General features: G+C 68.0%; 22 protein-coding genes and 1 riboswitch. Of the genes, 16 read left to right on the forward strand and 6 right to left on the reverse strand.

The window, feature by feature from the left end; all coding sequences use genetic code 11:
• A complete protein-coding gene (locus PWS46_RS07045) occupies positions 1-657 on the reverse strand; it encodes a DUF6134 family protein (protein ID WP_434612978.1) in 657 nt (218 codons plus the stop codon).
• Positions 658-707: 50 nt separating this feature from the next.
• Positions 708-1,010 (reverse strand): SCP2 sterol-binding domain-containing protein, encoded by a 303-nt coding sequence (locus PWS46_RS07050; protein ID WP_085089532.1) that lies wholly within the window; start codon positions 1,008-1,010, stop codon positions 708-710.
• A gap of 156 nt (positions 1,011-1,166) precedes the next feature.
• On the opposite strand from PWS46_RS07050, the gene PWS46_RS07055 reads away from it, so the two are divergent.
• The 6 genes from PWS46_RS07055 (at position 1,167) to PWS46_RS07080 (ending at position 6,946) form a co-directional block, all read left to right on the forward strand.
• The gene (locus PWS46_RS07055; protein WP_434612982.1) at positions 1,167-2,900 is read left to right on the forward strand and encodes a long-chain-fatty-acid--CoA ligase; all 1,734 of its coding nucleotides are present in this window, start codon (positions 1,167-1,169) and stop codon (positions 2,898-2,900) included.
• A 114-nt stretch (positions 2,901-3,014) separates the two neighbouring features.
• Positions 3,015-3,407 carry a MerR family transcriptional regulator gene (locus tag PWS46_RS07060; protein WP_085089534.1) on the forward strand — a complete coding sequence of 131 codons (393 nt, stop codon included), beginning with the start codon at positions 3,015-3,017 and terminating at the stop codon, positions 3,405-3,407.
• Between the two features lie 112 nt (positions 3,408-3,519).
• Positions 3,520-4,050, forward strand: a complete 531-nt coding sequence (locus PWS46_RS07065) for a thioesterase family protein (protein WP_434612986.1) — start codon at positions 3,520-3,522, stop codon at positions 4,048-4,050.
• 39 nt (positions 4,051-4,089) lie between these two features.
• Complete coding sequence (locus tag PWS46_RS07070; protein ID WP_434612989.1) at positions 4,090-4,839, forward strand: electron transfer flavoprotein subunit beta/FixA family protein; 750 nt, start codon at positions 4,090-4,092, stop codon at positions 4,837-4,839.
• 167 nt (positions 4,840-5,006) lie between these two features.
• Entirely contained in the window at positions 5,007-5,945 is a 939-nt protein-coding gene (locus PWS46_RS07075; protein ID WP_434612992.1) for an electron transfer flavoprotein subunit alpha/FixB family protein, read from the forward strand.
• A gap of 110 nt (positions 5,946-6,055) precedes the next feature.
• Positions 6,056-6,946 carry a VOC family protein gene (locus PWS46_RS07080; protein ID WP_434612995.1) on the forward strand — a complete coding sequence of 297 codons (891 nt, stop codon included), beginning with the start codon at positions 6,056-6,058 and terminating at the stop codon, positions 6,944-6,946.
• A gap of 30 nt (positions 6,947-6,976) precedes the next feature.
• On the opposite strand, the gene PWS46_RS07085 is transcribed toward PWS46_RS07080, so the two are convergent.
• On the reverse strand, positions 6,977-9,466 hold the full coding sequence (locus PWS46_RS07085) for a hybrid sensor histidine kinase/response regulator (protein WP_434612998.1): 2,490 nt from the start codon (positions 9,464-9,466) through the stop codon (positions 6,977-6,979).
• Between the two features lie 235 nt (positions 9,467-9,701).
• On the opposite strand from PWS46_RS07085, the gene murJ reads away from it, so the two are divergent.
• The 3 genes from murJ to PWS46_RS07100 all read left to right on the forward strand — a co-directional run bounded on the left by murJ (position 9,702) and on the right by PWS46_RS07100 (position 13,382).
• A complete protein-coding gene (gene murJ / locus PWS46_RS07090; protein ID WP_434619930.1) occupies positions 9,702-11,363 on the forward strand; it encodes a murein biosynthesis integral membrane protein MurJ in 1,662 nt (553 codons plus the stop codon).
• 49 nt (positions 11,364-11,412) lie between these two features.
• Positions 11,413-11,492, forward strand: a riboswitch (SAM riboswitch).
• A gap of 80 nt (positions 11,493-11,572) precedes the next feature.
• A complete protein-coding gene (gene metZ / locus PWS46_RS07095) occupies positions 11,573-12,781 on the forward strand; it encodes an O-succinylhomoserine sulfhydrylase (protein WP_434613001.1) in 1,209 nt (402 codons plus the stop codon).
• A gap of 85 nt (positions 12,782-12,866) precedes the next feature.
• Positions 12,867-13,382: a phasin family protein gene (locus PWS46_RS07100; RefSeq protein WP_434613004.1), complete on the forward strand. Its 516-nt coding sequence runs from the start codon at positions 12,867-12,869 to the stop codon at positions 13,380-13,382.
• 4 nt (positions 13,383-13,386) lie between these two features.
• On the opposite strand, the gene PWS46_RS07105 is transcribed toward PWS46_RS07100, so the two are convergent.
• Positions 13,387-14,349: a cation diffusion facilitator family transporter gene (locus PWS46_RS07105; RefSeq protein WP_434613007.1), complete on the reverse strand. Its 963-nt coding sequence runs from the start codon at positions 14,347-14,349 to the stop codon at positions 13,387-13,389.
• 149 nt (positions 14,350-14,498) lie between these two features.
• Here PWS46_RS07105 and PWS46_RS07110 point away from each other — a divergent pair, with 149 nt between their 5' ends.
• Both PWS46_RS07110 and PWS46_RS07115 read left to right on the forward strand, forming a co-directional pair.
• Positions 14,499-14,918, forward strand: a complete 420-nt coding sequence (locus tag PWS46_RS07110) for an OsmC family protein (protein WP_434613010.1) — start codon at positions 14,499-14,501, stop codon at positions 14,916-14,918.
• An 89-nt stretch (positions 14,919-15,007) separates the two neighbouring features.
• Complete coding sequence (locus PWS46_RS07115; RefSeq protein ID WP_434613013.1) at positions 15,008-17,074, forward strand: YjbH domain-containing protein; 2,067 nt, start codon at positions 15,008-15,010, stop codon at positions 17,072-17,074.
• A 17-nt stretch (positions 17,075-17,091) separates the two neighbouring features.
• On the opposite strand, the gene PWS46_RS07120 is transcribed toward PWS46_RS07115, so the two are convergent.
• Positions 17,092-17,526 carry a hypothetical protein gene (locus PWS46_RS07120; RefSeq protein WP_434613016.1) on the reverse strand — a complete coding sequence of 145 codons (435 nt, stop codon included), beginning with the start codon at positions 17,524-17,526 and terminating at the stop codon, positions 17,092-17,094.
• Positions 17,527-17,869: 343 nt separating this feature from the next.
• Here PWS46_RS07120 and PWS46_RS07125 point away from each other — a divergent pair, with 343 nt between their 5' ends.
• Complete coding sequence (locus tag PWS46_RS07125; protein WP_085090676.1) at positions 17,870-18,034, forward strand: DUF1328 domain-containing protein; 165 nt, start codon at positions 17,870-17,872, stop codon at positions 18,032-18,034.
• Positions 18,035-18,393: 359 nt separating this feature from the next.
• Here the strand turns inward: PWS46_RS07125 and PWS46_RS07130 are convergent, their stop codons facing one another.
• Positions 18,394-19,209: an RNA polymerase sigma factor gene (locus tag PWS46_RS07130; RefSeq protein WP_434613019.1), complete on the reverse strand. Its 816-nt coding sequence runs from the start codon at positions 19,207-19,209 to the stop codon at positions 18,394-18,396.
• A gap of 343 nt (positions 19,210-19,552) precedes the next feature.
• Here PWS46_RS07130 and PWS46_RS07135 point away from each other — a divergent pair, with 343 nt between their 5' ends.
• From PWS46_RS07135 to PWS46_RS07150, 4 genes are all read left to right on the forward strand, one after another.
• Complete coding sequence (locus PWS46_RS07135; RefSeq protein WP_434613022.1) at positions 19,553-20,821, forward strand: lytic transglycosylase domain-containing protein; 1,269 nt, start codon at positions 19,553-19,555, stop codon at positions 20,819-20,821.
• 201 nt (positions 20,822-21,022) lie between these two features.
• The gene (locus tag PWS46_RS07140; RefSeq protein WP_109152017.1) at positions 21,023-21,358 is read left to right on the forward strand and encodes a hypothetical protein; all 336 of its coding nucleotides are present in this window, start codon (positions 21,023-21,025) and stop codon (positions 21,356-21,358) included.
• A 122-nt stretch (positions 21,359-21,480) separates the two neighbouring features.
• The gene (locus PWS46_RS07145; RefSeq protein WP_109157472.1) at positions 21,481-21,792 is read left to right on the forward strand and encodes a hypothetical protein; all 312 of its coding nucleotides are present in this window, start codon (positions 21,481-21,483) and stop codon (positions 21,790-21,792) included.
• A complete protein-coding gene (locus tag PWS46_RS07150; protein WP_434613027.1) occupies positions 21,789-22,649 on the forward strand; it encodes a class I SAM-dependent methyltransferase in 861 nt (286 codons plus the stop codon). Before PWS46_RS07145 ends, PWS46_RS07150 begins: the two co-directional genes overlap by 4 nt.
• The last annotated feature ends 24 nt before the right edge of the window (positions 22,650-22,673 follow it).

Here is a 22,673-nt window from a genome sequence, read left to right on the forward strand (position 1 = left end):
TCACTTCAGGACATAGGTGATATCATAGCCGCTGCGTTTGAAGCGCGTCTTCAGCAGCGTGCCGTCCGCCGCATACCACAGGTCGCGCTCGACATCGCCCTCGATGCGGTGGTGAGCGGCCTCCATCGCCTTGCCGGCGGCCTCCACCGTCTCCGCCCCGATCTTGCGCGAAGCCACCTTGTAGGGGGCGGCGTCGATCACCGACAGAAGCTCGCGGTGCTTCAGCACATCCGTCGTCCACAGGGTCAGCGGCAGCGCGCCTGCCGGCGCCTGCTGCGGCTTGCCGTCCACCACCAGCCGGTAGCCGCCGGCGTCGCGCGCCATATCGATCTTGTGCGGGGTGCCGTCGTCGTCGGTGGTGGCGGTCATCGATTCCAGAACGCCGCCCTTCCACATCTCCTCCCGCTTGTGGTCATAGCGGAAGTTGATGAACAGCACCTTCACCCGCGTGGTGGCGGTGACGGTGACCTTGGTGCGGTCGCCCTGCGGTTCGATCTTCACCTGTTCGGTACCGATGGGATCCTCGCCCATCAGGATCTGGTAGGTCAGCGTGCGCGCTGTCACTTGCGCCGACGCTGCACCCGGCATTGCGGTCAGCAGCGTGGCCGCCATCAGGGCAGCGGACAGGGTGGCGCATTTGCTGCGCATTGTCGTCATGGTCGTTTCCTCCCGGTTGTGTGTGGTTGGCGGCTCTTCCGGCCGCTCGATCAATCGTCCAGCAGTTGGGCCAGCTTCATCGCGACGCCCATCGATCCCTCGACCTTCAGCTTGCCCATGGTGAAGGCCAACATCGGGTTCAGCTTGCCGTTGATCAGCTTCTGCAGGTTTTCCGGCGAAATGCGGATGGTGCAGTCGGACTCGGCATCGTCACGGCTGATGCTGATCGGGCTGGCGCGGCCATCGACCCGGATCACCTCCCCCTCCTTGCCCAGCAGGAAGCGGACCGAGGCGTTGAGCGAGCGCAGATCGCCGCTGCGGCTGCGCAGTTCCTGCAGAATGTCGTCGACCATGAAAGCGTGCCCTCAGGATTGTTCGTAGGACTGGTCTTGACAGTAGGCGCGCATTACGTTTACGTCAACGTCATAACGAAAGCGTTTCAGACGCCCGCGCCACTGATTGCGGCAGCCAGGTGATCCGGAACGCGCCACCGCCAAGGGGAGCGAAACATGCCCGAGCCGCTTGCGCAGAGCGCCAACCCGTCCACCGTTGCCGCAGAGAACCCCGCCCATCCCTGGCTGGCGCACTATCCCAAAGGGATTGCCTGGGATCAGCAGTTCACGCCGATGCCGCTGCACATGCTGTTCGAGGAGGCGGCCGGGCGCTATGGCGACCGTCCCTGCCTCGACTTCATGGGTCGCCGCTACACCTACACCGAGGTGCTGGCCCTGGTGAACCGCGCCGCCCGCGGCTTCCAGGACATGGGCGTCGGGCCGGGGGTGCGGGTGGGGCTGTGCCTGCCCAACTGCCCGACCTACGTCATCTCCTATTTCGCGGTGCTGAAGGCCGGCGGGACGGTCGTCAACTACAACCCGCTCTATGTCGAGCGGGAGTTGGAACACCAGATCACCGACTCGCAGACCGAGATCATGGTGACGCTGGACCTGAAGCAGATCTATCCGCGCGTCGCGGCGATGCTGACGCGCACGCCGATGAAGCGGATCGTCGTCTGCCGCATGGCATCGATCCTGCCGGCGGTGAAGAAGGCTCTGTTCAGCGTGCTGAAGCGCAGCGAGATCGCCGCCGTGCCGCGCGATGACCGTCATGTCGATTTCGACAGCCTGCTTGCCAATGACGGCACGCTGCGCCCGGTTCGCATCGACGGGCTGCGCGACGTCGCCGTGCTGCAATACACCGGCGGCACCACCGGCGTGCCGAAGGGCGCGATGCTGACCCATCACAACCTGCTGTCCAACGCGCGGCAGGTGCAGGCGTGGTTCCCCGAGGTTGCGCTGGGCCAGGAGCGGGTTCTGGCCGTCCTGCCCTTCTTCCATGTCTTCGCCATGACCGTGGTGCTGAACATGGGGCTGGCCTGTGGAGCCGAGCTGATCATGCTGCCGCGCTTCGAGACGGAGCAGGTGCTGAAGACCATCGCCAAGCGCAAGCCGACTCTCGTCCCCGGCGTGCCCACGATGTACAAGGCGCTGCTGGGGCACCCGCAGGTCGCCCGCTATCCGATGACCTCGATCCGCTACTGCATCTCCGGCGGGGCGCCGCTGCCGATGGAGCTGAAGCGCCAGTTCGAGACGGCGACCGGCTGCGTTCTGATCGAGGGCTACGGCCTGTCGGAAGCGTCCCCCGTCTGCGCCGCCAATCCGCTGAATGGCGTCAACAAGGAGGGCTCCATCGGCCTGCCGCTGCCCGGCATCGCCATCGAGATCCGCGACCTTGAGGACGCCACCCGCAAGCTCGGCATCGGCGAGAAGGGGCAGGTGGCGATCGCAGGGCCCAACGTCATGGCCGGCTATTGGGGCCGGGCGGAAGAAAGCGACCGTACCGTGGTCGACGGCTTCCTGCTGACCGGCGATGTCGGGACGATGGACGAGGATGGCTACGTCTTCCTGCTCGACCGGCTGAAGGACCTCATCATCTGCAGCGGTTACAACGTCTATCCGCGCATGATCGAGGAAGCGATCTACCAGCATCCCGACGTGGTCGCCGCCTGCGTCATCGGCCTGCCCGACGATTACCGCGGCCAGACTCCGAAGGCCTTCGTGCAGTTGAAGCCCGGCGCGAACCTGACGGCGGAGGCCCTGCGCGACTTCCTGCGCGACAAGATCTCCCGCATCGAGATGCCGACGGCCATCGAGTTCCGCGAGGAACTGCCGAAGACCGCCGTCGGCAAGCTGTCGAAAAAGGAACTGATCGCCGAGGCGCAGCAGGCTCTATCGAATGGTGGATGACCCGAAGTCATCCCTCTGACCCGGACGTAAAGGGAAGCCTTATCACGCGACGGCAGCTGTGCTACCAAACGGAAGGCGCATTGTGCCGAACGCAAACAAAAGGTCTTCCCAGGGATGGAACAGCTCTACACGGTCAACCAGCTTGCGGAGGAGCTGGGCATCACGCCGCGGGCTCTGCGCTTCTACGAGGTCAAGGGGCTGCTGGCGCCGAACCGCGTCGGCAACAACCGGGTCTATACCAAGCGCGACCGCGCCCGGCTGAAGCTGATCCTGCGGGGCAAGCGCCTGGGCTTCTCGCTGGCGGAAATCCGCGAATATCTCGACCTCTACAACGTCAACGGCGGGGTCGAGCAGCAGAAGAACCTGTTGAAGCGGGTGCAGAAGCGGCTGAAGGACCTCGCCCAGCAGCGCGAGGATCTGGAGGCCACCGTGCAGGAGCTGCGCGACATTGAAGAGCAGGTCAACAACACCCTGGCGGAGCTGAAGACCGCCGCGAAGGACAGCTGACCGATCAGGCGCCCGTCTTGCGCCGATCGGCCCTGTGGAGGGGGGATCGGAACATGATGGGACAGCGACATCCGCGGGCGGCCTGCGAATTCTTGAAGGCGGGAGACGGGCGATGAACCTGATCTTCCGCCTGCTGGCGGTCGCCGCCGCCGCCATTTTCGCAGCAATGCGCGGTCGCCGCGCCGGGCTGCTGGAGCCGTCGGCTCTGCGTTTCCGGGTCTGGCCGACTGACCTGGACATCAACCTGCACATGACCAATGCACGCTATTTCAGCGTGATGGACTTGGGCCGCACCGACCTGATGATCCGCGTCGGTCTGGGACCGGCGATCCTGCGCAACCGCTGGCAGCCGGTGCTGGGCGGGGCGACGATCCGCTACCGCCGCTCGCTGCGGCCCTTCCAGAAATTCACCCTGGTCAGCCGTGTGCTGTGCTGGGACGACAAATACATCTTCATCGAACACCGCATGGAAACGCGGGGTGGGCTGGCGGCGCTGGCCGTCGTCCAGGGCGCCTTCGTCGGTAGCCGGGGCGTGGTCGCACCGGCCAAGGTCCTGGCAGCGCTCGGCACCACCGCCGCCTCCCCGCCGTTTCCCGATGCGGTCGCCGCCTTGCGCGGGCAGACCCTGTCCGCCGCCGCCTGAACAGTCACAAGAACACCATTCGAGAGGAGACACGCCATCATGAAGGTGCTGGTGCCCGTGAAGCGGGTCGTCGACTACAACGTGAAAGTCCGCGTCAAGGCGGACGGCAGTGGCGTCGAGACCTCCAACGTCAAGATGAGCATGAACCCCTTCGACGAGATCGCCGTCGAAGAGGCGGTGCGCCTGAAGGAAGCCGGCACGGCGACCGAGATCGTCGTGGTCTCTGTCGGCCCGTCCCAGGCCCAGGAGACGCTGCGCACGGCGCTGGCGATGGGAGCGGATCGCGCCATCCTGGTGCAGACCGACGTGACGACCGAACCGCTGGCCGTCGCCAAGGTGCTGAAGGCGCTGGTCGGGAAGGAGGCCCCCGGCCTCGTCATCCTCGGCAAGCAGGCCATCGACGACGACTGCAACCAGACCGGCCAGATGCTGGCGGCCCTGCTGGGCTGGGGCCAGGGCACCTTCGCCTCGAAGGTCGCCGCCGCCGACGGCAAGGTCGCGGTGACTCGTGAGATCGACGGCGGGTTGGAGACGGTGGAGTTGAAGCTGCCGGCGGTGGTCACCGCCGACCTGCGCCTGAACGAGCCGCGTTACGCTTCGCTGCCCAACATCATGAAGGCGAAGAAGAAGCCGCTGGAAACCGTCACCCCGGATGCGCTTGGCGTCGACGTGACCCCGCGTCTGACCACGGTGAAGGTCGCCGAGCCGGCGAAGCGCCAAGCCGGCATCAAGGTGCCGGACGTCGCCACGCTGGTCGACAAGCTGAAGAACGAGGCGCGGGTGATCTGAGCGCCGGCTCCGGTGCCCCCACCCTAACCCTCCCCCGCTTCGCAGGGGAGGGAACTGCCGCCGCTCTCCCGCATCAGCACTTTCCCCCTCCCCCGCCCAGCGGGGGAGGGTCGGGGTGGGGGCAAGTGTCTGCACTCCCCGCACTCCGCCCGACAGAGGAATTCGCCATGCCCATCCTGATCCTCGCCGACCACGACAACGCCACCCTCAAGCCAGCCACCGCCCACGCGGTCACCGCCGCGGCCCAGATAGCCAAGGGGCTCGGCGCCGACATCCACCTCCTCGTCGCCGGCCGCAACGCCGCCCCGGCTGCCGAGCAGGCCGCCAAGCTGTCCGGCGTCGCCAAGGTGCTGCTCGCCGACGATGCCGCCTACGAGCACGCGCTGGCCGAACCGGTCGCGGCCCTGCTGGTCTCGCTCGCCCCCGGCTACAGCCATGTCATCGCCGCCGCCACCTCCGTCGGCAAGAATGTGCTGCCGCGCGTCGCGGCGCTGCTCGACGTGGCGATGATCTCCGACATCACCGGCGTGGTCTCGGCCGACACCTTCGAGCGGCCGATCTACGCCGGCAACGCCATCGCCACCGTGCAGTCGGCCGATGCGGTGAAAATCGTCACCGTCCGCACCACCGCCTTCGAGGCCGCCGCCGCCACCAACAGCGCGCCGGTCGAGAGCGTCGCCGCCGGGGCCGATCCCGCGTTGTCGAGCTTCGTCTCGGCCGAGCTGTCGAAGTCGGAGCGGCCGGAGCTGACCTCCGCCCGCATCGTGATTTCCGGCGGGCGCGGCATGCAGTCGGGCGATAACTTCCACCTGCTGGAGGCCATCGCCGACAAGCTGGGTGCCGCCGTGGGCGCCAGCCGGGCCGCGGTCGATGCCGGCTTCGTGCCGAACGACTATCAGGTCGGGCAGACCGGCAAGATCGTGGCGCCGGACCTCTATGTCGCCGTCGGCATCTCGGGCGCAATCCAGCATCTGGCCGGCATGAAGGACAGCAAGGTGATCGTCGCCATCAACAAGGACGAGGAGGCGCCGATCTTCCAGGTCGCCGACTACGGCCTCGTCGCCGACCTGTTCAAGGCGCTGCCGGAGTTGCAGCAGGCGCTGTGACGATCAGGCCGGGCCTCTTCGGCGAGGGAGGTCCGGCCGCTTCACGCTTGCCGCGGCGGGCCGGCTGTTCTATCGCTGGCGGCACAACAAACCGACAGCGGCAGGACGCCATGAGCATCGACGGCATCACCGGACTGGACCATCTGGTCATCGCCACCCGCGACCTGGACGCGGCGCGCGACGCCTATAGCCGGCTCGGCTTCACCGTGACGCCGCGCGGCCATCACACCCAGCTGAAGTCGGCCAACCACACCATCCTGTTCCCGACCGGCACCTATCTGGAGTTGCTGGGCATCGAGGAACAGCGGCCGGCCAATGCCCATTACGCCGCCTTCCTGCGCCAGCGCGAGGGCATCGCCGCCGTCGCGCTGAAGACGCCGGACGCCCGCGCCGCCGTCGGGCCGCTGACCGCCGCAGGCTTTCCGGTGTCGGAACCCGTCGATTTCGGCCGCCCGGTGGAACTGCCCGGCGGCGCCCGCGATGCCAATTTCACCATCACCCAGATCGATCCGGCCGCCACCCCGGCCGGCCGCGTCTTCCTGTGCCAGCACCACACCCCCGATCTGGTCTGGCGCCCCGACCAGATGGAGCACGCCAACGGCGCCACCGGCCTGGAAGCGCTGGTGATCGCCGCCGCCGATCCCGACGCGGTCGCCACGACCTATGCCAAGCTGCTGGGCGGCACCGTCACCGACCGTGGTTCTGCCCGCATCGTGGAGCCTGCCCAGCGCGGCGACGGTCAGGTCCCGGTGCTGGTCGCCACGCCGGACCGGCTGAATTGGGCCTGGACCTCCGACCCGGCCTTCGCCACCGCCGCCCTGCCCTTCTTCGCCGGTTTCGTGCTGCGCGTCGCCGATCCGGTCAAGACCCAGCAGGCCTTGCAGAAGAGCAAGTTCCCGACCGTGGTCGGCGAAGGCGTGCTGCGGGTCGGGTCGGCCAGCGCCTGCGGCGCCATGATCGCCTTCGCACAGGATTTCGACCTGAACAGCCTGATCCCCTGACGGGCCACGAGGCCGGCTCAGGCGATCGTCTCAGGCGACCGTCTGGCGTTCGCGCAGAAGCGGCTCAAGTGCCTCGGCCACCGCGCGCCGCAGGTCGGCGGCGATCACCGGCTTGTGCATGACGCGGAAATTGCCGGCCTCCGCCTCCTGCGCACGGGCGGGGGCGGTGTCGCCGGTGACCAGAATGCCGGGCAGGATGCGGCCGAGCGCCAGCCGGACCTCCCGGATCGCCTCGGTCCCGGTGCGGCCGTCGCGCAGCCGGTAATCGGCGACGATCAGGTCGGGAGCCGGCCCGCGATGGGCGAGGTCGAGCGCCTCGCTGCAGGATTCGGCCGCCAGGACGATATAGCCCCACTCCTCCAGCATGGCGCGCAGTCCTTCGCGCACGATTCCGTCATCCTCGATCACCAGAACCGTGGTGGCGAAGGCCGGCAGGGGGGCCAGCGGCGCCGGCACGGTCTTGGCCGCCGGCGCGTCGGCGATCGGCACCTCCACGGTGAAGACCGATCCCTCGCCGGGGGTGGACCGCACCGTGACCTGATGGTCGAGCATCGCCGATAGCCGCCGCACCACCGCCAGACCGAGCCCGAGGCCGCGGTCGCGGTTGCGGCTGGGATTGCCGACCTGCACGAACTCCTGGAAGATGTCCTCCTGCTGGTCGGGAGGGATGCCAATGCCGGTGTCCCACACCTCGATCCGCAGCATCTCGCCCCGGCGGCGGCAGCCGATCAGGACGCGCCCCCTGTCGGTGTAGCGCAGCGCGTTTTCCACCAGATTCTGCAGGATGCGGCCCAACAGCATCGGATCGCTGCGCACATGGGCGCTGCACGGCACGATGTGCAGGATCAGCCCCTTCTGGACGGCGACGGAGCGGCTGTTGGCGGCCACGCGCTCCATCACCTCCTGCAGCGGAAACACCGTTACCTCCGGCACGACCGCCCCGGCCTCAAGGCGGGAGACGTCGAGCAGCCCGTCCAGCAGCATCTTCAGGGCGCCCAGCGCCCGGTCCATGGTGCCCAGGACATTGCGGGTCATGCCGTCGCTGACGCGGGTGGACAGCACCTCCATCAGCAGCATCAGCGACTGCACCGGCTGGCGCAGGTCGTGGCTGGCCGCCGCCAGGAATTTCGACTTCGCAACGTTCGCGACGTCGGCCTCCCGCCGGGCTTCGGTCAGCGCCGCCTGCGCCCGCTTGTGCTCGGAGATGTCGCGGACGGTGGCGATCAGGCTGACCAGACGGTTGTCGTGATCGCGCACCGGCGACGCGCTCAGTTCCAGGCAGCGCGGCCCCTGCGGATCCGCGCCGTCCTCGACAAGGCCGGGGCGGGTCAGTTCCACCCGTGCGTCCCGGCCCACCACGATGGCGTCGCGCAGCGGCTGCAGGGCCGCGCGGTCGTTCGTCGCCCGCTCAAGCGCAGTCAGGGCGCCGCTGCCCATCAGGGCGGAGACCGGCGCGCCCAGCAACTGTTCCAGCGCCGGATTGACATAGACGATGGGCATGCCCGGCTGGGTGGCATCGGCGATCATGATGCCGTCGTTGCTCCAGGCCAGCGCCCGGTTGCGCACCCGCAGCGCCCGGTCGGCGTGGCGGCGCCATTGCAGCTCGACGATGAAGGCGATGAAGAACAGCAGGATCACCACGGTGGTGGCGACCGCCCAGCCTATGTAGAGGCGGGCATTGTCGCGCCAAGGGCCGAACACCGTCTCCACCGATTCGCCGACGACTGCGACCACCGGATAGTCGGGCGCCGACCGGAAGGCGGTGATCCGCTCCACCCCATCGATGGGGCTGATCATGCGCATATGGCCGACCGGCCGCTGCCTGATCGCCTGCCAAAGCTCGCTGTTGGCCGGATCGCGGCTCGATGCCGCGTTCATTCCGGCGTTGCGCGCAATGATGATTCCGTCTGAGCGCAGCAGCGCCGCCGCACCGTCAGGCGGCATACCGAGCACGCGGTAATAGCGCACGAAGGATTCGACAGGAAGGTCGGCGACGGCGATGCCGGCGAAGGTGCCGTCGGCGTTCTCCAGCCGGCGCGACACCGGGATGATCAGGTCATGTGTCTCCGACGAGGCATAGGGAATGCCGATCACCAGCCCGCGCGGCGCGCTGTCGCGGGCGATGCGGAATTCGTCGCGGTCGGTGATGACCCCCTGGAAGGCGGCCCGTCCCCCGCCCATGGTCAGCAGCCCTGCGGCGTCATAGACGCGAACGCCCACCACCAGCCCCTCTTCGAAGGCACGGCGGGAATCCAGGCGCATGGCGCGGTTGCGTTCGGTGTTGGCGATCAGGTCCAGCAGCAGGTCGTCGACGCGGCGGAAGGTGGAAACCGCATGCTCCTCCACCAGGCGGGCGACGACGGCGGTCTTCTCATGGGCAGTCAGGTCGAGCAGCCGCTCTTCCCGATGCAGACGGTCGAGCAGAATCCACCACAAGGCGGCGATGGCCAGCGCAACCGCCAGAGCAGGCAGGACCAGACGCCCGCCGAAACCGGAAAAAAGCCAGAGCGCCCGCTTCACGTATACCCCGAACGCAGTGGATCGTCCGCCGGCCGCGTCCATCGGCGGAAATGCGGACGGCAACGGCAGGCGGACGCCAGCATGCCGTAACGCCCGTGCCGACGCAACGCCATTACCGGCAAGGTGGCAGCGGCGGACAGTTGCTCCACCCATGCATATTACTCTGACGAGCGTCGCATCCGCCGCGCCGAAAAGCCTGCTTTGCCACGCATCGAAGGCCGGCTATACCGCCGCGATGAATTTCGCACGCGCCATCGCCACCGTCGGCGGCCTGACCCTGCTGAGCCGGCTGGCCGGTTTCGCACGCGACATCCTGACCGCGGCGGTGCTCGGCGCCGGCCCGGTCGCCGACGCCTTCTTCGTCGCGCTGAAACTGCCCAACCTGTTCCGCCGCCTGTTCGCGGAGGGCGCCTTTGGCGTCGCCTTCGTTCCGCTCTTCGCCGCCGAACTGCAGACCCGCGGGCGGGCCGCCGCCATCCGCTTCGCGGAAGAGGCGCTGGCGATGCTGCTGGCGATGCTGCTGCCCTTCACGCTGGCCGCCGTCGTCGCCATGCCCTGGCTGATGCATGGTCTCGCCCCCGGATTTTCGGACGAGCCGGCCAAGTTCGCCCTGGCGGTGGACATGGCGCGTCTGACCTTTCCCTATCTGGCGCTGATCTCGCTGGTGGCGCTGCTTGGCGGGGTGCTGAACGCGCTCGACCGTTTCGGCCCCTTCGCCGCCGCCCCCATCGCCTTCAACCTGACGCTGGTCGCCGCCCTGCTGATCGCCCCGCGTCTGGGTCTGGAGCCCGGCACCGCCATGGCGGCGGCGGTGACGCTGTCGGGCGCGGTACAGGTCGGTTGGATGGCCTGGGCCTGCGGCAAGGCGGGCGTGGCCCTGCGGCTGCGTCCGCCACGGCTGACGGAGGGGATGCGGCGGCTGTTCCGGCTGATCGGGCCGGGCGCGATCGGGGCCGGCGTCATGCAGATCAACCTGTTCCTGAACATCGTGCTGGCCTCGCTGCTGCCGTCGGGCGCGGTGTCCTTCCTTTACTATGCCGACCGGCTGAACCAGATGCCGCTGGGCGTCATCGGCATCGCCATCGGCACCGCCCTTCTGCCGGTTCTCGCCCGCCATGTCGCGGCCGGGGACGATCGGATGGTCCGCCATTACCTGAGCCGCGCGCTGGAGTTCAGCCTGCTACTCGGCCTGCCGGCGGCGGTCGCGCTTTGCGTGGCGGGTGAGCCTATCGTCGCCGTGCTTTTCCAGCGCGGCGCCTTCGGTCCCGATGAGGCGCGGGCGACGGCGATGGCGCTCGCCGCCTATGCCGTCGGCATCCCGGCCTACGTGATCGTGAAATCGCTGAACGCCGCCTTCTTCGCCCGCCATGACACGGCGACGCCGGTGCGGGTGGCCGTCATCGTGACGGTGGCGACCGGCCTGCTGGCGCTGCTGCTGATGCCATGGCTGGGGCATGTCGGCATCGCGCTCGCCACCGGACTGACCGCTTGGCTGGATGTCGGGTTGCTGGTGGCGGCGATGCGCAGGCGCGGCCTGTTCGACCTGGATGAGCGGCTGAAACGCCGCGCTCCGCGGATCGCGGCGGCGGCGGTCGGGATGGGAGTGGCCCTGCTGCTCGGCGACCATATGCTGGCGCCTTGGCTGGCGGCACACTCCACCGCGGTGCGGTTCGCCGCGCTGGCGCTGCTGGTGGCCGGTGGCGCGGTGGCCTTCGGACTGCTGGCGGTGCTGCTGGGCGGGGCCAAAGTCGGGGACGTGAAGGGGATGCTGTCGAAGACTCCCTCTCCCCCGCGGGGAGAGGGGCGAAGTGAGGGGGAATCGTTGCAGGACTCCAGCGAAGATCCCGCGGCGCATCCCCCTCACCCTAACCCTCTCCCCGGGGGGGAGAGGGGATGACGGTGCACGTCTCCACCCCCTTGACGGCGGTCATAGGCAGTCGTACAAGCGCATCCAACGTGGTGATTTGGTCGACCGGCTTGCGGGCCACGTAAAACAACCCGCTAAAAAGGTCCGAGCCGCGTCCGCGCCTCGACCCGATCGGTCGGGGCGTTTTTTGTTTGCGGCCGGCCTCGCCCCACCGGCGATCATCAGGGGAGAGTTGCGGAATGTCGCGCACCGATCATCGCAATCCGAACGTCGCGGGGCTGCGCCCGCGGTCCAAGCTGGTCCATGGCGGCATCCGCCGCTCCCAGTTCGACGAGACCTGCGAGGCGCTGTACCAGACCTCCGGCTTCGTCTACGGCTCGGCCGAGGAGGCGGAGAACGCCTTCGCCAACGACGGCTCGCGCCATGTCTACTCGCGCTTCCGCAACCCGACCTCGGCGATGTTCGAGGACCGGCTGGCCGAGTATGAGGGCGCCGAATGGGCCTATGCCACCGCCAGCGGCATGGCGGCGGTGCATGGCGCCCTGATGAGCGGCCTGCGCACCGGCGACCGGGTGGTGGCGCCGCGCGCGCTGTTCATCTCCTGCTATTGGATCCTGAAGGAACTGTGCGGCCGCTACGGCATCGAAACGGTGTTCGTCGACGGCACCAACCTGACGGAGTGGGAAGAGGCGCTGTCCAAGCCGACCAAGGCGGTCTTCCTGGAAACTCCGTCGAATCCGGGACTGGAGGTCGTCGATCTGCAGGCGGTCTGCGATCTCGCCCACAAGGCGGGAGCGGTGGTGGTCGCCGACAACGCCTTCGCCACGCCGGTCCTGCAGCGTCCGTTCGACTTCGGCGCCGACGTCATCATCTATTCGGCGACCAAGCACATCGACGGTCAGGGCCGCTGCCTGGGCGGCGTCATCCTGGCCAAGGACAAGAAATACGCGTCGGAGGTCATCCATCCCTTCCTGCGCAACACCGGCCCGACCATCTCCCCCTTCAATGCCTGGCTGCTGCTGAAGGGCATGGAGACGCTGGAACTGCGGGTGCAGGCCCAGTCGGCGGCCGGGCTGCAGGTCGCGGAGTTCCTGGAACACCACCCGAAGGTCGCCCAGGTGCTGTACCCGCTGCTGCCCAGCCACCCGCAATATGATCTGGTGCGCAAGCAGATGACCGGCGGCGGCAACATGCTGTCGGTCTTCCTGAAGGGCGGCAAGACCGAGGCGTTCAACACGCTGAACGGCCTGCGCATGGTGATGATCTCCAACAATCTCGGCGATTCGAAGAGCCTGATCACCCACCCCGCCACCACCACCCATTCCAAGCTGACGGACGAGGAAAAGGTCGCCGCGCGGATCGAACCCGGCCTGCTGCGCCTGTCCGTTGGTCTGGAGGACCCGCAGGACATCATCGAAGATCTCGACCGCGCGCTCGCCGAGGCGTAAAGATCGTGCCGGAACTTATGCTGCAGTGCAGCGTTGAGGCTGCAGCCAAGTTCCGGCAACGATTTTTTTGAGAGGGGCGACGCCCATGGCATCACAGAACGGCGGCAACGGCCATCCCACCGACAGGCTTCTTGCGGTGGCGGGCCAGCTGACCAAGACCGGCCTTCGCAGCAGCGAAATGGGCGTCGCGGCGGCGCAGACCATCGGCTATCGCACGGCGATGATGACGGCGGCGCTGGCGAACCCCATCGACTTCGCCAATCCGGAATTCATCCGCATGGGATCGGAGAAGGTGGAGGCGGCGGTCGAGGCCTTCCATGCGGTGGCCACCGGCATCGGCGAGTTCGGACAGGCCTGGATCACGATGATCACCAGGCAGACCCAGGCGGCGGCGGCCACCATCGGCGGTCTTGCCACCTGCAAGAACCCGGTGGAGATCGTCGACGTACAGCAGCGCCTGCTTGCCGAAGCGGTCGATGCCGGCATCCACGCCAACCTGCGCCTGATCGAGGCGACGGCGGCGCTGGCAGCCGCCGGCATGAACCCCGCCTACCGCAAGGTGCGCGCCAACGCCCGCCGCCTCGCCCGCGAGCAGGCCTGACGGTTCAGACCACCTCCGCCGGGGCAAGGCGGCAGCAACTGCCGTCCTGCTCCACCTGGATGGTGGCGTGGCCGATGCCGAAGCGGTCCTTCAGCACCGACGAGATCTCCTGCAGGAGACCGTCGTCCTGGTCGGTGCCGGGACGCACCAGATGGGCGGTCAGCGCGGTTTCCGTCGTGCTGATCGGCCAGATGTGCAGATCATGCACCTCTTCCACGCCCGACAGCCCGGCCAGATAGCGCTCCACCCCCGCCCGGTCGATGCCATCGGGCACCGCGTCCATCGCCAGCCGCACCGACTCTTGCAGCAGGCCCCAGGTGCCGGCGATGATGACCAGGGCGATGACGATGCTGGTCACCGGGTCCAGCCACAGCCAGCCGGTGAAACGGATCACCAGCGCCGCGACGACGACGCCCACCGACACAGCAGTATCGGCCACCATGTGCAGATAGGCACCGCGCAGGTTGATGTCCTGTTTCTGCCCGCCCATGAACAGCCACGCGGTCCAGGCATTGATGACGATGCCGATCACCGCCACCACCATGACCGTCGTCTCCGCCACCGGCTCCGGATCGGCAAGGCGATTGGCAGCTTCCAGCAGGATGGCGCCGACGGCGATCAGCAGGATCATCGCGTTCAGCAGCGACGCCAGGATCGAGGCGTTGCCGAAGCCGTAGGTGTAGCGCCCCCGCGGCATCCGCCGGGTCAGCCACGCCGCACCCCAGGCCAGCAGCAGCCCCATCACATCGCTGAGATTGTGCCCGGCATCGGCCAGCAGCGCCGTGGAATTGGCGATCAGTCCATAGACCGCCTCCACCACCACGAAGCCGATGTTCAGCAATGCCCCCAGCGCGAAGGACCGGTCGTAGCGCGCGGGTCCGTGATGGTGGTGGCCGCCGTGGCTATGGCCCGCTTCGGAAGAACCGCCATGGGAATGGCCGTGCGGCATGGTGATAGGCCTCGTCATCGCAATACACGTCACAGTGCCGACTTTGGACGCCGGGGCGCCGCGGGACAAGTCCGTCGACGGCGGCGCTGCACCCCCTTGCGCCGCCCCGTCTCGGCGCCTAGCTTCGCGCGGTCACTCACGATCAACAGTGAACGAAGGAAATGGTCATGAAGGCGCGCGTCACTTGGGTGGACGGCAAGATGTTCGTCGGCGAATCCGGCAGCGGCCATGCCGTGGTGATGGACGGCGCCCCGGAATCCGGCGGCCGCAATGCCGGCATCCGCCCGATGGAAATGCTGCTGATCGGCATGGGCGGCTGCACCTGCTTCGACGTGGTGATGATCCTGGAGAAGGGCCGCCAGCAGATCACCGACTGCGTCGCCGCCATCGAGGCCGAGCGGGCGGAGACCGAACCGAAGGTCTTCACCAAGATCCACGTCCATTTCACCGTGACCGGCCGCAAGCTCGACCCCGCCAAGGTGGAACGCGCCATCGCCCTGTCGGCGGAGAAATACTGCTCCGCCTCGATCATGCTGGGGCAAACCGCCACCATCACCCACGACTTCGAGGTGGTCGAGGCGCCGTAACGGCGGCCCCGACCGCAACTTTCCAGTTGCATTCATACGCATGACTCGCGAAGGATCGGATTTCATCTCCGAACCTTCGCGATCACCGCGTGCGCCTCACTGCACTACTCGTTCTTCTTGCGGCATCTCCGGCGCTGGCCGATGAGGCAGGATACAGCCTGTCCGACTGGGGCGGGATCGGGCTGTTGCAGATGCCGAATGGCCGGATGGCGCCCGACGGCTCGATGAGCGGCGGGCTGACCGCGCTCGGCGACCTGCACCGCCACCACACCATATCCGCCCAGCCGCTGCCCTGGCTGGAGGTCACCGCCCGCAACAGTGCCTATCCCGGTTATTACGGCCTCACCGAGCCCGGCCTCGACCTGAAGCTCCGGGTGCGGCGGGAGGACGAGCGCGGGCCGGCGCTGGTGATCGGCGGGCGCGACGTCACCGGATCGGGGCTCGACCTGCCGGGCAAGGGCCGCTTCGCCGGCGAGTACATCGCCCTGTCGCGGCGCTGGTGGGATCTGGACCTGACGCTCGGCATGGGATGGGGATCGCTGGGAGAGGGCGGGCAGCTGCGCAACCCGCTGCGTTTCCTCGGCGGCCGTTTCCGGCGCGACCGCGACCCGTCGGCATGGCCGACCACGCGCGGTCCCAAGGCGTGGTTCAGCGGCGAGCGGGTGGCGCTGTTCGGCGGCGTGGAGTGGCACACGCCGGTCGATGGACTGAGCCTGAAGCTGGAATCCTCCGGCGACCGCTTCCGCGCCCAGCGGCAGGACGAACCGGGCTTCGATGCCGGCAGCCGCTACAGCCTGGGCCTGTCCTGGCGCCCGGTGTCCTGGGCCGACCTGGGCGCCGCCTACGAGCAGGGCAGACGATTGATGATGCGGCTGTCGGTCCGCTTCGATCCGGCGGTGGATGCCGACCGCCCCGACCACCCTCCCCCCGACGTCGGCCCGCGCCCGTCCGCTGGTTCCGCCCTGTCGGCCGATGCCATCGCCCTGGTGGCGCGCAGCCGCGGCCTGCCGGTTCGCTCTGCCCGCATCGACGGAGAGGTCGCGACCGTTTGGCTCGATCCGGCCGGAGGCGGGCGGATACCGCTGGCGCGCGAGGTCGGCGACGCCGCCCGCCTGCTGGCCGATCTGGCGCCGCCGCAGGTCGAGCGGTTGCGCGTCGTCGCCGGCGCCGGCGGCCTGGACACAGCCTCCGTTACACTGCTGCGCCGCGACCTGGAGCGGGCCGCCAATCACCGCGGCAGCGCCGAGGAGATCTGGCGCACGACGCAACTCGCCGCCACCGCGGACCCGCCGCCGGACTGGCGTCCGCGGCTGGACCTGTCCACCCGGCTGGTCGCCAGTTTCGATCTGGCGGAATTGGGGACGGCGCTTGCCCAGCGCACCCACACAGACGTGATGCTGCGGGCGGAGCCCTTGCGCGGGCTGGTGCTGGGCGGCGGACTGCGCATCAATGCGGCAAGCGATCTGCAACTGCTGGACACCAATGCTCTGCCGGCGGCACAGCCGGTGCGCAGCGATCTGCCGCGCTATGCCGACCGGCCGCTGGCTCTCGACCATGCCTACGCGGCGTGGCTCGCCAAGCCAGCGGATGGTTTGACGACGCGGCTGTCAGCCGGCCATCTGGAGGAGATGTATGCGGGTTTCGGTGCCGAGGCTTTGTTGCAGCCATTCGCCGCCCGCTGGGCACTCGGCGTCGACCTCAATCAGGTCTGGAAGCGGCGGCCGGAGAGCCTGCTGGCCTTCGACCAAGGCGACGCCCGCGGCACCGGCCATCTCAGTTTCTATTGGGAGAGCCCCGGCGCCGACACCACCACCGCGTTGCGGCTCGGCCGCTATCTCGGCGGCGATTGGGGCGGCACGGTGGAGGTGATGCGCCGCTTCGACGGCGGCATCGGACTGACCGCCCGCGCCACCTGGACCGAGGGGCCGGATGGCGCCCAGAGCCGCTTCGGCGGGCGGATGGACTGGGGACTGGCGCTGGTCGTGCCGATCGCTGCATCGGGATGGCTGCCGGTCGGCGGCACGGTGGAAACGGCGGTCCGTACGCTGGGACGCGACGCCGGGCAGCGCCTGCAGCAACCGCTTCCGCTCTACGATCTCCGCGTGCCGGGAGGCGTCGGCCGCCTCACCGGCACATGGTCGAAACTGCTGGACTGACTTTAGCGGAGCGGGCCTCAGCGGACCGGGGTGCCGGCCCGTGTGGTCGAGAGATCACGCGGGTCGAGGACCACGGTGGTCCATTCGCCCTGCGGGGTCATGGCGTTGGCGATGTAGCGCTCGCCCTCCTTACGGAAGTCGCGCACCGCGACAAAGCCGGAAGCGCTCAACTGATTCAGCAGCGTGGTCTGGCGCAGTTCGATCGGCTTCTGTCCGGGGCCGCGGCGCGCGGCGATGCTGGGCGCCTGCCGATGGGAGGAGCCCCCCGACCCCATTGTGGCCGAACGGGACATATCGCCGCCGGTGCTGCCGGAATAGGTGCCGGTGTAGGTGTGGGAGCCCGAATAATTCTGAGAGCCAGAATAGCTCTGCGAGTAGGTCTGCTGCGCCATCGCGGCCGGGGCGACGGCGAGCGACGCGGCGATAGCCGCCAGGAACAATCCGGTCTTCATCTGTACCTCCCTTGGTTCTCTGCCTCTTCGACCGGCGATTACCGGACCTCATGATCCTGGAAACAGCCCGGACGGCCCCTTGTTGCATAAATGTCAGCCCGTACCCGCCGAACGGTGGACCGATAGCCTGGTCGATCAGGAACAGGGAACATCGCGCCGGCGGCAGTGTTCTGGTCTTCGAATGCCGCCGCACCGGCTGTGCTTACCGTCACCTTGGCCCGACTTGCCCGCGAGGCAATGTCCATGTGACGGAGACAACGGGACGGCGGGTGCGGCCACGACTTGTCTCATCTGCGACGCCGGCAGTCCTTGGTGACTATTCGGCCGACCGAGGGAGGGTATGATGCTCTACTGGGCTCTTGTTTTCTTCGTCATCGCGCTGATCGCCGGCGCGCTCGGGTTCGGCGGGATCGCGTCGGCAAGCTCCGGCATCGCGCAGATCCTGTTCTTCCTGTTCCTGATCCTGTTCGCCATCAGCCTGATCATGGGTCTGGTGCGGCGACGGTAGGCAGAAGGCCAACCGGCCGGGCGATCGGCCCATGGGTTTCTCCGCCGTGACCTTATCCCGGCGCGAAGGAACCATCGGCGGATCGCCCGGTTGACTACGGTATCTCCTGACGCTGCAACATTCTCTCCTCCAGAGGTGACGTCAGGGCCGGCAGGCCAGGGCGGTGCTTCGATTGTCCCCGCCTCCGGCGGCGTCCAAAGCGGGCGCCGCCGTTCTTTTTTTCCGCCTTTGCGCCCGTCATGGCGGAAGAGCGAAGGACGGCACATGAAAACGGGGCACCCGGCGACCGGGCACCCCGCGAAATCCATCATGTCGCCGATATCGGCCGGCTCAGGCGTCCGTGCACAGACGCCCTGTGATCAGGCGTCCGCGTCGTCCGACGGATCCCGTCCCTCCATCAGCAGCCGCAGGGCACGTCGTCCACGCGACAGGCGCGACTTCACGGTTCCGATGGATATGCCGAGGATGTCGGCCGCCTCGTTGTAGGAGATCCCTTCAAGGCCGATCAGCAGAACGACCTCGCGCTGCTCGTTGGGGAGCAGGGCCAGCGCCCGGCGCAGGTCGCGCAGCTCCATCCGCACGAACTGCGACCCCGGTGCGGCCCCGATCGCGGCCTGTGCCTCGGCGTCGATGTCGACCACCGGCTGACGGCGGCGCACGCCGTTGATGTGCAGGTTGCGCAGGATCGTGAACAGCCAGGCGCGAAGGTTGGTGCCGGGCCGCCACAGATGCAGGCGCGACAGCGCCCGTTCGAGGCACTCCTGGACCAGATCGTCGGCCAGCGTCGCATCGCGCACCATGGCGCGCGCAAACCGGCGCAGCCGCGGGATCTCCTCCTCGATCTGGCGGATCACCGCGGGATCGGGCGGAGCGTTGGGATCGGGACGGAACTCCTCCTCGGCTTCCGCCTGACCGGCCACCACGCCGGCATCGGCGGCGGCCGTATCGGCTTCGTCGGCCCCGGCGCCGGCTTCGGCCCGCTTTGGCTCCGTTTGGGCCTCCGCATCGACAGTCAAATGGGTCTCCATCCCGGCATCGGCGGTGTTCTGGTCTGTGTACGTCGGCAGGCCGTCCGAGCGGGTCCGGCCAACGGCCTCGGCGCCGAACGGCATCGGATCGGCCAGTGCCGGGCCGCGCAGTCGGTGGCTCAAGGTTGTCGCGACGTGGTTCGCCATCGGTGAAACGATGCCTCCTTCAATGCCGTCCGCCACGGCGACGCCGACCGCTTTTTTGGGTGCGGGCGACAATGCCGGGGCCTCCGGCGCGAAGGCCCCGGACGCGGAGATCTTCAAAGGAAAATCGCCATCATCCGGGGCCATCGAATTTGCAGCCGATTATCTGGCCCGATCCGTACTTAATGAGCGCACAAAGGAGCTGCCAGTTGGGAAAAAGGCTAATGGGTCATACAATAGGGACGCCTAACCCCTAGAGTACCCCGTGTATCCCACGGCAATCACCGTTCGGGCGTTGGCGTAACAACTGGTCTTTCGTTATTTCTCCAACTCGATTGGAGGACGCATGACCAACGTGAAAAGAAAAAGACCGACCGACATTCGTCGATCGGCCTATGTATTTTTTATTGGCAGCGCCACATCAAGCACTTACGGCGATGTATTTTCCGGCAGCCGGCCTTCCGTTTCGGCTTATGCCGCCACGCCTGACACCCGGCCAGACGGATACAGCGGCGTCCTCCCTGAGAGTTCTGCTTCCGACCTTTCGATGGTCTCCGAAAGCCTGAAGAAAATCATACAGGGGGGTCCTGTGGAAGGCCACACGAACCTTTGCGGTACATCGTCCGCGTCCCGCTTCTCCGCAACCTCGCGGCGCATCGCCAGGCATGGAACCCGTTGTTCTGTACGGCTGGCCGCGCTGTCGGCCGCAGTACTCCTGCCCGCCCTGCTGGCGGCAGCGCCCGCGAACGCCGGCATCGCCGAAAAGACCGTCGCCGCGCTGGAGGCCCTCGCCAGCAAGGGCAGCGCCCGGGCCCAATATGAACTGGCCCAGCATTACGACCGCGCCAACGGGGTGAAGGCCGATTCCCGGCTCGCCTTATCCCTCTACTGCCGCGCCGCCCGTCAGGACTATGCGGACGCGGCCTTGATGGCCGGCCGCATGCACATGGCCGGTGTGGGCGGCGTGTCCAAGGATGCCGATCTCGGCCGTGCCTGGCTGCGCAAGGCCGCCTCCCTCGGCAACGAGCAGGCGGAGCGGCTGGTCGGCACAGTCAGCGCCAAGGTGAAGACGCCCGACCGCTGCGAGCCGCCCAACCTGCGCTGGGGCATCATCCGCAAGCCGCCGGCCGAGATCCGCGCCATGGTGCAGAAGATGGCGCCGACCTACGGCCTCGATCCCGATCTGGTGCTGGCGGTCATCGCGGTCGAGTCCGGCTACCGCGTCGACGTCGTGTCGAACAAGAACGCCCAGGGGCTGATGCAGCTGATCCCGGAAACCGCCGAGCGGTTCGGCGTCTCCGATCCCTTCAACGCCGAGCAGAATCTGCGCGGCGGCATGAAGTATCTGCGCTGGCTGCTGGCCTATTTCGACGGCAACGTCGCCTATGCGCTGGCGGGCTACAACGCCGGCGAAGGGGCGGTCCTGCAGTACAAAGGCATCCCGCCCTATCGCGAGACGAAGGATTACGTGACCAAGATCCGAAGCATCTACGCGCAGACCTATCATCCCTTCAACCGCGGCGTCGTGCAGTCGGCCGGTCTCGTCAGCAGCGCGCGAGAGGAAGTGGCCGAACTGTCGCTTTCGACCAGGACGCGCAGCAGCGGAAAACGCTGAGAACGGGAGATTGCGACTCGGAAAAATGCGACTCGAACGACTCGGGAGTGGCTTGGTTAACACTTTGGTTATAAAATGACGATTACCCTCGGGGCACGACGGATTTCGCAAGCGCTGGCGCCCATGGGGACGCCATCCCGCGTCACCCGCCAGCGTCTCACCTGCAACGTTTCATCCGAACGTTTCCCGAGGACCTGCCCGATGCCCATGGCCGCCGACGTCGACACCATCGAACGCACCTCCATCGTCGCCTACACGCTGCTGAACGAGCTTCATGAAGTCCTGGCCCTGCCCAAGGCTCCGGACGACGTCACGCTGGGCATCCTGATGGGCATGGCCATGTTCCTCGACGACAAGGTCGGCCCGATGCGCGCCAAGCGCCTGATGAGCGAGGCGCCGACCATCGTCCTGAAGACCGACGCCCACGTCACCACCGACCAGACCCAGCGCATCATGCCGGTCCTGCGTGCCTTCGGCGACCACCTGAAGGAACTGCGCATGAAGGCGGAGCGCCCGGTCAGCGGCTCCGTCGGCTGACCACACCCGCCGATTTCCGATTTCCATACGGACCCGACGCCGGCCATGGCGCCGGGTCCGTTGTGTTCGCCGACTGTCAGGCTGCTTGACCGAACGGCGAAATGGGCCGAAGCTTTCCGCCCATGGACTGGTTCACCGGGATCAGCATCGTCGCCATCATGGCCGGCGTGACCGTCAGCACCGTCGTGCTGGTGGCCGTCGGATCGATCCGCCGCAGCCTGAACGAGGCGGCGGCCCGCCAGTCCCAGCAAATCCGCAAGCTGACGGAGACGGTGGCGACCCTGTCCCAGCAGCAGCAGGCGGCGCAGACCCGCATCCAGCAACTGACCGACGCCAACCGCAAGCTGTCCGACGAGTTGTCGGCGCTGGGCGAACGGCTGAACGACGCCGACACGGTCCAGCGCGTGGCCGGCACGGCGAGGCTTCTCCATTGACCGCGACCACCCTTCCCGACACTCCCGCTCCCGATGCCGCCCATCCCGATGCCACCAGAGAGCGTGACCGCTGGGCCGCCAGCGCCGACGCCTGGGACCGTTGGGCCGATCCGATGGCCGATCTGGCCGACAAGCTGAACCGCCCGCTCCTGGACGCCGCCGGACTGGCGGAGGGTCACCGGCTGCTCGACCTCGCGTCGGGTGCTGGCGAGCCGGCGCTGAGCGCCGCGCGCCGCGCCGGACCGGAGGGGCTGGTGGTGGGCAGCGACCTCGTCCCCGGCATGATGGCCGGCGCCGTCCGTCGTGCCCGCAGCGTGGAGGGACCGGCCCCCGCCTTCACCGCCGCCGACATGACCGCCCTGCCCTTCGCCGACGCCGCCTTCGACGGGGTGACCTGCCGTTTCGGCATCATGTTCGTGCCGGATGTGGACTCCGCCCTGCGCGAGGTGCGGCGCGTCCTGCGCCCCGGCGGCAAGGCCGCCTTCATGGTGTGGGGTCCGCGCGCCGGAAACGGGCTGTTCGCGGAGATCGGCGACGTGGTCGCCGCCCATCTCGGCGAGGACGGCAGCCTCGACCCGCTGTTCCGCTTCGCTGAGCCGGGATTGCTGTCCGGCGTGATGCGGGCCGCTGGATTCACGGAAACGTCGGAGACCGACCTGACCCCGGTGCGCAAGGCCCCAGCCGGCCAACCCTTCTGGCGGGCCGCGCTGGACATGAGCTTCGGCCACCGGCTGGGCGGATTGAGCGCGGAGCGCCGCAAGGCGCTGGAGGAGGACATCGCCCGGCGATTCGATGCCCAGGCGGTGGACGGCATCGTGCCGGTGCCGTCGCACGCGCGGATCGTCGTGGGGTGGTAGGGGCCGGCCGACCGGCCCCCTGAC

The organism is Azospirillum sp. B2RO_4, assembly GCF_051124815.1.
Classification (GTDB): Bacteria; Pseudomonadota; Alphaproteobacteria; order Azospirillales; family Azospirillaceae; genus Azospirillum.

What these genes read in the sequence shown, in the direction of transcription:
- PWS46_RS07045 (WP_434612978.1), bottom strand. Translation starts at nt 657, where the DNA reads ATGACGACAATGCGCAGCAAATGCGCCACCCTGTCCGCTGCCCTGATG.
- PWS46_RS07050 (WP_085089532.1), bottom strand. Translation starts at nt 1,010, where the DNA reads ATGGTCGACGACATTCTGCAGGAACTGCGCAGCCGCAGCGGCGATCTG.
- PWS46_RS07055 (WP_434612982.1), top strand. Translation starts at nt 1,167, where the DNA reads ATGCCCGAGCCGCTTGCGCAGAGCGCCAACCCGTCCACCGTTGCCGCA.
- PWS46_RS07060 (WP_085089534.1), top strand. Translation starts at nt 3,015, where the DNA reads ATGGAACAGCTCTACACGGTCAACCAGCTTGCGGAGGAGCTGGGCATC.
- PWS46_RS07065 (WP_434612986.1), top strand. Translation starts at nt 3,520, where the DNA reads ATGAACCTGATCTTCCGCCTGCTGGCGGTCGCCGCCGCCGCCATTTTC.
- PWS46_RS07070 (WP_434612989.1), top strand. Translation starts at nt 4,090, where the DNA reads ATGAAGGTGCTGGTGCCCGTGAAGCGGGTCGTCGACTACAACGTGAAA.
- PWS46_RS07075 (WP_434612992.1), top strand. Translation starts at nt 5,007, where the DNA reads ATGCCCATCCTGATCCTCGCCGACCACGACAACGCCACCCTCAAGCCA.
- PWS46_RS07080 (WP_434612995.1), top strand. Translation starts at nt 6,056, where the DNA reads ATGAGCATCGACGGCATCACCGGACTGGACCATCTGGTCATCGCCACC.
- murJ (WP_434619930.1), top strand. Translation starts at nt 9,702, where the DNA reads ATGAATTTCGCACGCGCCATCGCCACCGTCGGCGGCCTGACCCTGCTG.
- metZ (WP_434613001.1), top strand. Translation starts at nt 11,573, where the DNA reads ATGTCGCGCACCGATCATCGCAATCCGAACGTCGCGGGGCTGCGCCCG.
- PWS46_RS07100 (WP_434613004.1), top strand. Translation starts at nt 12,867, where the DNA reads ATGGCATCACAGAACGGCGGCAACGGCCATCCCACCGACAGGCTTCTT.
- PWS46_RS07105 (WP_434613007.1), bottom strand. Translation starts at nt 14,349, where the DNA reads ATGACGAGGCCTATCACCATGCCGCACGGCCATTCCCATGGCGGTTCT.
- PWS46_RS07110 (WP_434613010.1), top strand. Translation starts at nt 14,499, where the DNA reads ATGAAGGCGCGCGTCACTTGGGTGGACGGCAAGATGTTCGTCGGCGAA.
- PWS46_RS07120 (WP_434613016.1), bottom strand. Translation starts at nt 17,526, where the DNA reads ATGAAGACCGGATTGTTCCTGGCGGCTATCGCCGCGTCGCTCGCCGTC.
- PWS46_RS07125 (WP_085090676.1), top strand. Translation starts at nt 17,870, where the DNA reads ATGCTCTACTGGGCTCTTGTTTTCTTCGTCATCGCGCTGATCGCCGGC.
- PWS46_RS07130 (WP_434613019.1), bottom strand. Translation starts at nt 19,209, where the DNA reads ATGGCGAACCACGTCGCGACAACCTTGAGCCACCGACTGCGCGGCCCG.
- PWS46_RS07135 (WP_434613022.1), top strand. Translation starts at nt 19,553, where the DNA reads ATGACCAACGTGAAAAGAAAAAGACCGACCGACATTCGTCGATCGGCC.
- PWS46_RS07140 (WP_109152017.1), top strand. Translation starts at nt 21,023, where the DNA reads ATGCCCATGGCCGCCGACGTCGACACCATCGAACGCACCTCCATCGTC.
- PWS46_RS07145 (WP_109157472.1), top strand. Translation starts at nt 21,481, where the DNA reads ATGGACTGGTTCACCGGGATCAGCATCGTCGCCATCATGGCCGGCGTG.